The 9,496-nt window shown below is 69.3% G+C and carries 10 protein-coding genes; 5 read left to right on the top strand and 5 right to left on the bottom strand.

The features are described from left to right. The 4 genes from AB0I04_RS44540 to AB0I04_RS44525 all read left to right on the top strand — a co-directional run. On the top strand, positions 1-936 hold a 936-nt coding region (locus AB0I04_RS44540), incomplete at its 5' end, for a serine hydrolase (RefSeq protein ID WP_360899081.1). Positions 937-1,136: 200 nt separating this feature from the next. Beyond that, positions 1,137-1,580 (top strand): hypothetical protein, encoded by a 444-nt coding sequence (locus AB0I04_RS44535; RefSeq protein WP_360899078.1) that lies wholly within the window; start codon positions 1,137-1,139, stop codon positions 1,578-1,580. Positions 1,581-2,188: 608 nt separating this feature from the next. Next, positions 2,189-3,814 (top strand): ABC transporter ATP-binding protein, encoded by a 1,626-nt coding sequence (locus AB0I04_RS44530; protein ID WP_360899075.1) that lies wholly within the window; start codon positions 2,189-2,191, stop codon positions 3,812-3,814. 35 nt (positions 3,815-3,849) lie between these two features. Then, the gene (locus tag AB0I04_RS44525; RefSeq protein ID WP_360899072.1) at positions 3,850-4,890 is read left to right on the top strand and encodes a hypothetical protein; all 1,041 of its coding nucleotides are present in this window, start codon (positions 3,850-3,852) and stop codon (positions 4,888-4,890) included. A 61-nt stretch (positions 4,891-4,951) separates the two neighbouring features. On the opposite strand, the gene AB0I04_RS44520 is transcribed toward AB0I04_RS44525, so the two are convergent. Further along, positions 4,952-5,722, bottom strand: a complete 771-nt coding sequence (locus AB0I04_RS44520; protein WP_360899069.1) for a L,D-transpeptidase — start codon at positions 5,720-5,722, stop codon at positions 4,952-4,954. A 91-nt stretch (positions 5,723-5,813) separates the two neighbouring features. Then, positions 5,814-6,347, bottom strand: a complete 534-nt coding sequence (locus AB0I04_RS44515; protein WP_360899066.1) for a hypothetical protein — start codon at positions 6,345-6,347, stop codon at positions 5,814-5,816. 409 nt (positions 6,348-6,756) lie between these two features. Here AB0I04_RS44515 and AB0I04_RS44510 point away from each other — a divergent pair, with 409 nt between their 5' ends. Further along, positions 6,757-8,040, top strand: a complete 1,284-nt coding sequence (locus tag AB0I04_RS44510) for a hypothetical protein (RefSeq protein ID WP_360899063.1) — start codon at positions 6,757-6,759, stop codon at positions 8,038-8,040. Positions 8,041-8,086: 46 nt separating this feature from the next. Here the strand turns inward: AB0I04_RS44510 and AB0I04_RS44505 are convergent, their stop codons facing one another. From AB0I04_RS44505 to AB0I04_RS44495, 3 genes are all read right to left on the bottom strand, one after another. Then, entirely contained in the window at positions 8,087-8,530 is a 444-nt protein-coding gene (locus AB0I04_RS44505; protein ID WP_360899061.1) for a MarR family winged helix-turn-helix transcriptional regulator, read from the bottom strand. Further along, positions 8,527-8,946 carry an SRPBCC family protein gene (locus AB0I04_RS44500; RefSeq protein ID WP_360899058.1) on the bottom strand — a complete coding sequence of 140 codons (420 nt, stop codon included), beginning with the start codon at positions 8,944-8,946 and terminating at the stop codon, positions 8,527-8,529. Before AB0I04_RS44500 ends, AB0I04_RS44505 begins: the two co-directional genes overlap by 4 nt. A gap of 146 nt (positions 8,947-9,092) precedes the next feature. Next, on the bottom strand, positions 9,093-9,401 hold the full coding sequence (locus tag AB0I04_RS44495) for a hypothetical protein (protein WP_360899055.1): 309 nt from the start codon (positions 9,399-9,401) through the stop codon (positions 9,093-9,095). Positions 9,402-9,496 lie beyond the last annotated feature (95 nt).

The following is a 9,496-nucleotide window of genomic DNA, read 5'->3' as shown; positions in this document are numbered from 1 at the left end:
GACGTTGTTCCGGGGCGGGAGAACGCCTCGACGGACTTCATGCTGCCCTACCCGGCCTCGGTCCTGAAGCTGATGATCAACTTCGGGGTGCTGCGCCTGGTCGACAAGGGTGTTATCAAGCTCGACGACACCTACAGCTACCAGCCGACGGCCACCAGCAGCCTGTGCGGCGGGGCCACCAGCAACACCATCCGCAAGTACGTCGACGACTCGCTGACCTGGTCCTCCAACCCGGCCTCGTGCGCGCTGTTGAAGATGCTGTGGGACCACAACGCCGTGGACGACCTGAACCAGACGTTCCAGGACCTGGGCCTGGAGACGCTGCAGGTCAAGGGGACCAACGCGGCCAACGGCGGGCACTGGAGCAACCCCGTCACGATGAGCTCCCTGGACACCGCCAAGCTGCTCACGCTCATCAACGGCGCCCCCGGCAAGGTCTGGACGGCCCCGAACGGCAAGGCCGTCACCCGGAACGTGCTCAGCGCCTCGTCGCGTGAGTTCTTCAAGAAGGAGCTCGGCGACCAGGGCATGAACGACGTGCTGTCGACCTCGAACTGGTGCGGCGCGGACTACCCGGCGCCCGGAATGCCGCAGGTCGTCCCGCAGCGGTGGATCGCCGCGGACGGCACGGTCACGGTCGACGGTGACGCCTACCAGCACGACGTGCGGCCCTGCAACGCCAAGGCCGAGGTGACCTTCGCCCACAAGACCGGCCTGGTCAGCAACTCCGGCAGCGACGCCGGAATCGTCCGCAACCTGCCCGGCAAGAACGGCCGCAACTACATCATCGCGATCTTCTCCAACCTGGGGAACCAGTACATCGACCCCAACCGCCCGCCGACGGCGCCCGGCGCCCACCCGGTCGCCTACAGCGAGAAGTACGCCCAGCTCGGCCTGGCCATCGACAAGTACGAGGCCGCGAGGCACGGCCGGTAGTACCCGGCACCGACCACCCCGAGCGGCATGACGGCCGCCGTGCGATCGCACGGCGGCCGCCGTCATGTTCACGGAACGGTCGGGGTTTGCCACGATGTACGCGGCATGCCGCGACGGGATGATCTGATTCGTCCCAATAGTGCGCTCCCGATTGCGACGCTTGACGCGGGAGGGCATCGGCGTACAGTTCGGGAAAGATCATGGTCTACCGGATCCACTTCACGGTGCGAGATCTGGCGCGTACGCGTATAGCCGACAGGCCGTTTCCGTTCGTTGAATTGCAATTCGCGATACGGGAATTTCAGGACCGCAGGCGACCTGACCTGGACGCCTGGCGGCGACATGCGAACGTGCCGCTGATGACTCCGGCGCGAATGGTCTTGGAGCTCGCTCCGCCGGTCGGCTATTCGCCGTCGTTCTTTGGTCCGGTAGGTGCCGGGACGCCAGAGGAGTTGCTGGAGGACATATGCGCGACGCCGCGTAGCGTGATTCACGCTTTCGGTACGACCGACAAGTGGTATCAGAGCGAGGACAGCGGGCTCTGCCTGAGCGTCTCCGGCGCGAGCACCAGGAACGGGGCCGGGCTCGTGCAGTACCGCTGCCGCCACCAGTATCTGAACGAACGCATCTGGTACGGCGGATAGTCTCCACGGTTTGGCCACCCGGCGACCGGGTTCGCATGACGTCCGATCGCCGGGCGGAGCCGGGGGATACCGCGTTGGTGCGCCGGGATACCCGGAGAGCAGCCGGACTAACACGGATCGGAAGGTCGATCAGGACGGCTCGTGGACCACGGTGACCTGCGGGGGCGGGCGCCGTCCGGTCTCAGGACGCGTCTCAGCCGGATCTTAATCGGCTCTCATGTTCGTCTTCAGAGACTCTCAATCGAGGCCTCTAATGTCTTTCTCGTAAGCGCCGAAGGGCGACGGAGAAAGAAAGGACTCGAAAATGAGCTTCCGCAAGATCGTGCCGGTGCCCCCCAAGAAGAGGCCGGCTCCGAAGCCGCCGCGCAAGCACCACAAGAAGCACTGCAAGCCGGCTCCGGTGCCGCCGCCCAAGCACTGACCAGCGTTAACGGGGGGTAGGGGAGCCGGCGGGCATGGCCTGCCGGCCCCCTTTTCTCGTGCTCTGAGAAGCGCTCTGAGAAGAGGAAGAAATGCATCGGACGCCCGTCGCATCGAGTCCTTCCGGTGTCTCCGCGAAGGACGCGCTCCGTCGATTCTGGCCGTACACGCGAGGGTTCCGCCGGTGGTTGGTTTTCGGCGCGCTGCTGCTGATCCTGTCGGCGGCCTGCGAGGTCGTCGCGATCTGGCTGTTCGGCGACATCACCGACCGCGTGCTGGCGGCCAAGGACCTGCACGCCTTCTGGACGCCGGCCCTGATCTGGCTGGAGGTCGCGGTCCTGACCGGCGTCGCGACCTTCGGCGGGAGTTACCTGACCGCCCTGGTCGGGGAGCGGTTCCTGCTCCGGCTGCGCGACGCCGTCTTCGCGCACATCCAGCGGCTGTCCCCGGACTTCCTCGACAACCGGCGGCTCGGCGACCTCATGGTCCGCCTCACAGGCGACATCGAGGCGATCGAGCAGTTCGTCGCCTCCGGGGTGATCCAGACCGTCACCGCGGCGGTCAGCGCCGTGTTCTTCGCCGGCGCGGCGCTGTACGTCCGTTGGGATCTGGCGCTGGTGTCGTTCGCCGTCGCGCCGCTGTTCTGGGTCGCCGTGCGGAACTTCACCTCGCGGTTCCGGGACGCCGCCGTACGGGAACGGGAGAGCAGCGGGGCGATCACGAGCGTGGTGGAGGAGAGCCTGTCGAACCAGGCGCTCGTCCAGGCGTACAACCGGGAGCGGGCCGAACGGGGACGGTTGCATCGGGAGGGGCTGTCCTGGCTGGAGGCCAAGATGGCCGAGACCCGGCTGGCGGCGCTGTATGAGCCGCTGGTGCAGGTCATCGAGACGGTCTGCGTGCTGGTGGTGCTCGGCTTCGGCGCGTGGGAGCTCACGGCCGACCGTGTCACGCTGGGCGGCCTGCTGTCCTTCGCCGCCTACCTCGGCTACCTCTACCCGCCGATCCAGAGCCTCGGCCACGTCAACCTGCTCGCCTCGGAGGCGACCGCGAGCGCCGAGCGGATCGTCGAGCTGATGGAGACCCGGCCCGCGGTGGCCGACCGCCCGGCCGCCCGCACCTGGGCGGCGCGGCGCGGACGGGTGGCCTTCGACGACGTCACCTTCCGGTACGCCGGCGCCGATCGGCCCGCCCTCGCGAACCTGTCGTTCCGCGCCGGCCCCGAGGAGCTCGTCCTGCTGACCGGGCCGAGCGGGTCGGGCAAGTCCACGATCACCAAGCTGCTGCTGCGCTTCTACGATCCGCAGTCCGGGCGGGTCCGCCTCGACGGCGTCGACATCCGTGAACTGTCGCTGGCGACCCTGCGCGACACGGTGACCGTGCTACAGCAGGAGACCATGCTCTTCCCCGGCTCGGTGCGCGACAACATCGCGTACGGCCGGCCGGGTGCCACCGACGAGCAGATCGTCGCCGCGGCGCGCGCCGCGGAGGCCCACGACTTCATCACCGCGCTGCCCGACGGCTACGACACGCTGGTCGGGCAGCGCGGCCGGCTGCTGTCCGGCGGGCAGCGTCAGCGGATCGCCATCGCGCGGGCGATGGTCCGGGACGCGCCCGTGCTGATCCTCGACGAGCCGACCACGGGCCTGGACGCGCCGACCGCCCGCCGGGTGCTGGAGCCCCTGCGCCGGCTGATGGCCGGCCGTACGACCATCCTCATCACGCACGACCTGCACCTGGCCCCCGAGGCCGACAAGGTCGTCACCCTTCGCCCCACTTCGACCGTTGATGATCCACAACTCGCGCGTTTGCCATAAGCTGCCCGATCACATCCCCCTCGCAAGGAGTGTCATTGGGTTCCCCCCGACTCATGGGCGGCGTCATGGCGGTCGCGGTCCTCGGTACGGTCGCGTCCGGATGTTCCTCCGCCACCTCGGCGCGGCCGCAGTCCGCCACGGTGAAGAGCCGGACCCCCGCGGCGGTCCAGTACGCAGGCGACGACGCGAAGGCCGCCACGTACTGGACGCCGGAGCGCATGAAGGCGGCGAAGCCGCTCGCGGACGAGGCCGGTTCGGCCGCCGAGCGAACGCTGCGCGCCGCGGCGCAGCCCAAGGGCGGAGCGCCGGTGACCATCGACCCCGTTCTGCCGTCGGCCGCCGCGACCCGGACCACCTCGGGCGGCGTCAGCGCGACCGGGAAGAAGCAGGCCACGTGGAAGCGCGGCGGCCTGGTCGCCAAGACGGCGGGCAAGCTGTTCGGCCGCGGTGACGGCGGCAAGAACTTCGTCGCCTCGGCCAATGTCGTCACGAGCAAGGACGGCGACGTCGCCCTCACCGTCGCGCACGCGCTGCGCACCCCGACGGGCAAGTGGACGACGAACCTCGTCTTCGTGCCGGGCTACAAGAACGGCAAGGCGCCGTACGGGAGGTTCGCCGTGCGGCGGGCGTTCGTCCCCGGCGAGTACATGACGAAGGACAGCGCCGGGAAGTGGGTGCGCGACCGGCGGTACGACTTCGGGGCCATCGTCCTCAAGCCGCTGAAGAACCGTAAGATCCAGTCGGTCGTCGGCGGCCAGGGCATCGCCTTCAACACCCCGGACCGGCCCACCGCCTACCTGTTCGGCTACCCGGCCAACGGTAACAAGGGACAGACCCTGCAGTACTGCAGCGGTTCCCAGGTCAATGACCCGGCCGGCGTCATGTCCCACGGCATGGCCTGTGACATGAACGGCGGCTCCAGCGGCGGTCCCTGGCTCAAGAAGTTCAGCGTGACCAAGGGCAGCGGCTACCAGATCTCCGTCCACGCGGCGCACATGCCGAAGAGCCTGATCAGCTACGGGCCGTACTTCGGCGCCAGCGTGCTGGCCACTTTCCGCGCCGCCGAGAAGGCGTGACCGGCTGAGCCGTTTCTCCGGCCGGGGCTCGCCGTCCGCGCGGCGGCCCCGGCGCCGGGGGTCAGGCGCTGATCTGCACCGGGGTGCCGAGCGGGAGCATCTTCGCCATCTTGGTGATGACGGGATTGCCGACGCGGACGCAGCCGTGACTGACCGAGTTGCCCAGCGACTTCGGCTCGTTCGTGCCGTGGATACCGATGATCGGGTCCTGGCCCTTGAACTGGGTGAGCTTCGTCGAGTAGCCGTTCAGCCCATAGGCGTACGGCCCGTACGCCCCCTTGGGGTCCGGGGCCTGCAGGAGTTCGGCGATGTAGTAGCGGCCGCCCGGGGTCGGGGTGTCGGCCTTCCCGATCGCGGCGGGCGTGTCGATGACCGCGCGCTTGCCCTGGTAGACCTTCACGCGGTGCGCGCCCTGGAGGACCTGTACCCAGTAGCTGGTCTTCGTGGTCGTGACGTCCTTCTCGGCGATCCAGCCCTGGCTGCCGTTCGGCGGCACCGGCAGCAGGACGTGCAGCCAGCCGGGCTTGCTGCCGATGACCAGGAAGACCCGGGTGACGCCGTCCGGGTTGGGGTTCTGCAACTGCATGCTCGGCGTCGCGTCCCCGGGATTCGAGAAGATCTCGACGGTCTTCGTACGCGCGGTGGCGATCGTGCTCGGGGCCTCGCCCAGCTTCGCCGGCTCGGCGTCGGCCGCCTGGGAGTTCGCGCCCGCCGGAGCGCTCTTGTCATGGTGGGCAGAGCCGCCGCCGCAGCCGGTCAGCGTGATACCGAGGGCGACGCCGATCGCGGCTGCCGCCCAGCGGGGCCCCGATACGGCCGGGCTGATGGACATCGGTTCGGCTCCTTAAGAAGGATCGTGACATGGATGGTAGGCGGACGGCCCGGGAACGCGCCTTCCCGGGCCGTCCGCGAACGTTCGGCCGTCAGCCGGTGAACTTCGGCTGCGCCTTGACCGGCGTCGCCGGCCGCGCCTCGCCCGAGGGAGCGGTGGTCGTCGGCGACGGTGTCGCGGGACGCGCCTTCGTCGGGGTCGGCTTCGGGGTGTGCTTCTTCGGCGGTGCCGGGTTCCCCGGCTTCGACGGCTTCGGAGCGCCGGCGCAGTGCTTCACGCTGAACGCGCCGTGCCGCTGCCAGACGGGCAGGTCACTTCTGTCGGGACGGTACGCCACCACCTTCACCATCGAGGCGTGGGTCGCCAGCGCCACGCTGCCGCCCGCCGGTGCCTGGATCTTGGTGGGGCTCTGGGCGTTCTTGTTGTCGGACCAGGTGAAGGGCACCGCGCCCCAGCGGTTGGGGTTGGTGACCATCCAGTTCGGCTGGCCACTGGTGCCGCACTTCGCCTCGAGCTGGAGCGCAGGGTCGCGATCGTTGCAGGCCCATGCGGGGGAGGCGGTCATCGTCGTGACGAGGGCGGCCGCCGTACCGGCAAAGGTCAGTGTCGCCTTGTTCAGGCGCATGCAGGACCTCCAGTAATGGAAGTTAGGTCGATGTGGCGCCGTGAGGCTCATCCATCAACGGCGCACGCGGCACACTATCGGTCAGATACCACCTATGTCTCATTTATCAACGATGCTTTACCTTTAATCCGGACATCGAGCACTATCTCCGCTGGATCCCCTGTGACAGCGGCGTTGCAGCGCGTCACGAACCCGTCCTCACAAGCGCCGAATTGCCGCCAGTAGCGTTTGACCAGGGGTTTTCTGCATGCTTTGTGATATGCCTGACTCGCGGTCAGAATGTGCGACCCCGTGACGGCCGAAAGCGCCGTGGGAGGTTACGCGGACCAGGTCAGGGGGGCTGGATACACCCCCTCACTGGGGGACTACCGGCTGGGACGCGATCGGCCGCGTCCGTAGCGTCGGCGGCATGAGATCACTCGTCAACCGGCGAGGCGTCGCCCTCGCCACGGCCGTCTGCGCCGGGCTCGCCCTCACGGGATCGGCGCTCACCCCGATCCGTGCGACCGCCGCGCCGGCGGGTGCCCGCCCGGCCGCCGAGGCCTTCGCGCCGGCCACCGACCGGGGCGCGCTCGCCGCGAAGCCCGTACACCTCAAGACCCTGTCGGCCGACGAGGTGCGCACCGCGCTGGCCAAGGCCGGGTTCGAGCAGGACTCGGTCCGGTACGGCGTTGAGCTGTACCGCCTGCTCTACCGAACGGTGGACGCCGACGGCCGGCCGACCGTCGCCAGCGGTCTGATCGTCCTACCGCGGAGTGGCGATCGCAGGCCGCGCATCGTGTCGTTCACCCACGGCACTCAGAGTTACAAGAAGGACGCCCCCTCGATCGGAGAGGACGACTTCTCGTCCTCTCCGGCGATGACGTTCGGCGCGGCGGGCTTCGCCGCCGTCACCCCGGACTACCTCGGGCTGGGTGAGGGGCCGGGCACCCACCCGTGGATGGACGTCCCGTCGGAGACCACCGCGTCACTGGACATGCTGCGTGCGGCCCGCGCCTTCATGGCCGGCCGGGGGATGGTCCCGCAGCGGCGGGTCCTGGTCACCGGGTTCTCCCAGGGCGCGTCGGCGGCACTCGGGCTCGCCCGGGCGCTCCAGGACGGCGCCGACCGCTGGTACCGCCTCGGCGCCGTCGCGCCGATCAGCGGCGGATACGCCTTCCGCGACGCCGAGCTCCCGGCGCTCCTCGCGGGCAAGGAGATTCCGCCGAAACTCGGCGTGGCCTACACGACCTACCTGCTCGTCTCCTGGAACCGCCTGCACCACCTCTACGACTCTCCCGGCGAGGTGTTCCAGGCGCCGTACGCCGACAAGGTGGACCGGCTGTTCGACGGGACGACCCCGGGCCAGGAGATGCTCGCCACACTGCCCGGCAGCCTCGACGAACTCCTCACCGCGCGCGGCCGGGCCATGCTGGAACACCCGACCGGAGCGTTCGCGAAGGCGCTGCGTGTCGCCGGCGGGACGTGCACGGGCTGGGTTCCGCGCGCGCCCATCCGCCTGTACTACGCCGCGGGTGACGAGCAGGCCGTCACCGCCAACACCGACCACTGCCGGGCGGCGTTCCGCGCGAGCGGAGTGAACCTGACCCCGATCGACCTCGGCCTGACCGACTACCAGGGCTCCCGTCACCTCGGCACGGCGGTGACCGGCACCGCGGCGATCGTCGACTGGTTCACCCGCCTGCCCGCCTGAGCCGTGCAGAGCACGCGGCAGCCTCCGGCAGGTCGCGTCAGGGGCGTCACGGGTTCGGCTCGTCCGGCGGCGCGGCCAGGGGGCGGAGGATTCCCAGCAGCGTCGCCGTGTCGGGCACCCGCTGGAAGAACTCCGCGTCGGCCGCCTCGACCGCGGTGATCGCAGCCTGGGCAGCCTCGGCGCCCCGCTCGGTGACCCGCAGCCTCCGGGCGCGGGTGTCGGCGGGGTCGACGTTCCGCTCCAGGAGGCCCTTCTCCTCGAGCTTGCGCAGCACCTGCGACGTCATCTTGATGTCCGTGGCGGCACGCCGGGCGAGGGTCAGCTGGTTGGGTTCCTCGCCATGGGTGTTCAGCCACCAGGTGGTGGCCAGCAGGACGAACTGCACATGGGTGAGGCCGAGCGGGGCCAGGGTGGCGGTCATCTCCCGCTGCCAGCGCAGCGTGACCTGCCAGAGCAGGAACCCGGGGCTCTCGTCGGGATGGGACGTCATTGGGCCTCGGCCAGCCGGACCAGGGCCGCGACGGTCTCGGCGAAGTCGCCGGTGATGGCCGGGCCGAGCTGCGGACCGACCTGGTCGGCGGCCGGCCCGTCGATCTCCGTGCGGTAGACGATCCGGCTCCGGCCGTCGGCGAGCGGCTCGACGCGGTGCACGGTCGTGACGGTGAAGTCACCGGCGTCCATCTGGTCGACGAACAGCGCGTTCTCCTCCACCTGGACCAGCTTCAGCAGGATCGGCTCGTCTCCGGGCGGCGTCATGGTGATCTGCGAACCGACCGCGAAGGCGCCGTCGATCTCCACCTTCTCGATGTCGGCGTTCCAGGACTGCCAGCCGGGCACGTCGGACCACAACATCCAGACCGCCTCCGGGGCCGCGACCGTCTCTGCGCTGTGCTGGTACTCCCACATGTCCGTACTCCGTTCGATCAGAGGGTATGGGCGATAATTTAGTCTGCGCACAGACTATCTGTCCACCCAGTATCTTCCCGGAAAAGCCGCGGCCCGGTCTCCACAGGTTGTGGAGACCGGGCCGCGGATCCGTACGGGCGGGCGCGTCAGCCGTTGTAGCGGTACAGCGTCTGGCCGCTGCCGGTCGAGCTCGACGTGCTGCTGCCGCCGTACTCGGTGGCCTTGACGACCGTGAGGTTCTTCTTGATCCAGTCGGTGATCGCCGTGTTCCCGCCGCGGTTGTCGCCGCCGAGGAGGACGTAGCGCAGCTTGCCCTCCACGAGGTACTGCTTCAGCTTCGCGACCGTCATGGCCGGGTCGCTACTGGTGAAACCGCCCATCGTGATGACCGGATCGCCGGTCTTCAGGATGATCGACGAGGGGCTCTGCGCACTGGAGATCGCGACGAGTGCCAACTCGGCGTACGGCGCAGCACAGCGAACGCGAGCGGCAACGCCCAGGACCAGCGGCGCAGTGCCTGGTACATCGCCCCCGTGCTGGCCCCCACCAG

Origin of the sequence: Actinoallomurus sp. NPDC050550 (assembly GCF_040655075.1) — a bacterium.
In the GTDB taxonomy this organism is placed as follows: Bacteria; Actinomycetota; Actinomycetes; order Streptosporangiales; family Streptosporangiaceae; genus Actinoallomurus.
The sequence above is the reverse complement of the archived record's forward strand: the minus strand, read 5'-3'. Positions and strand labels throughout refer to the sequence as shown.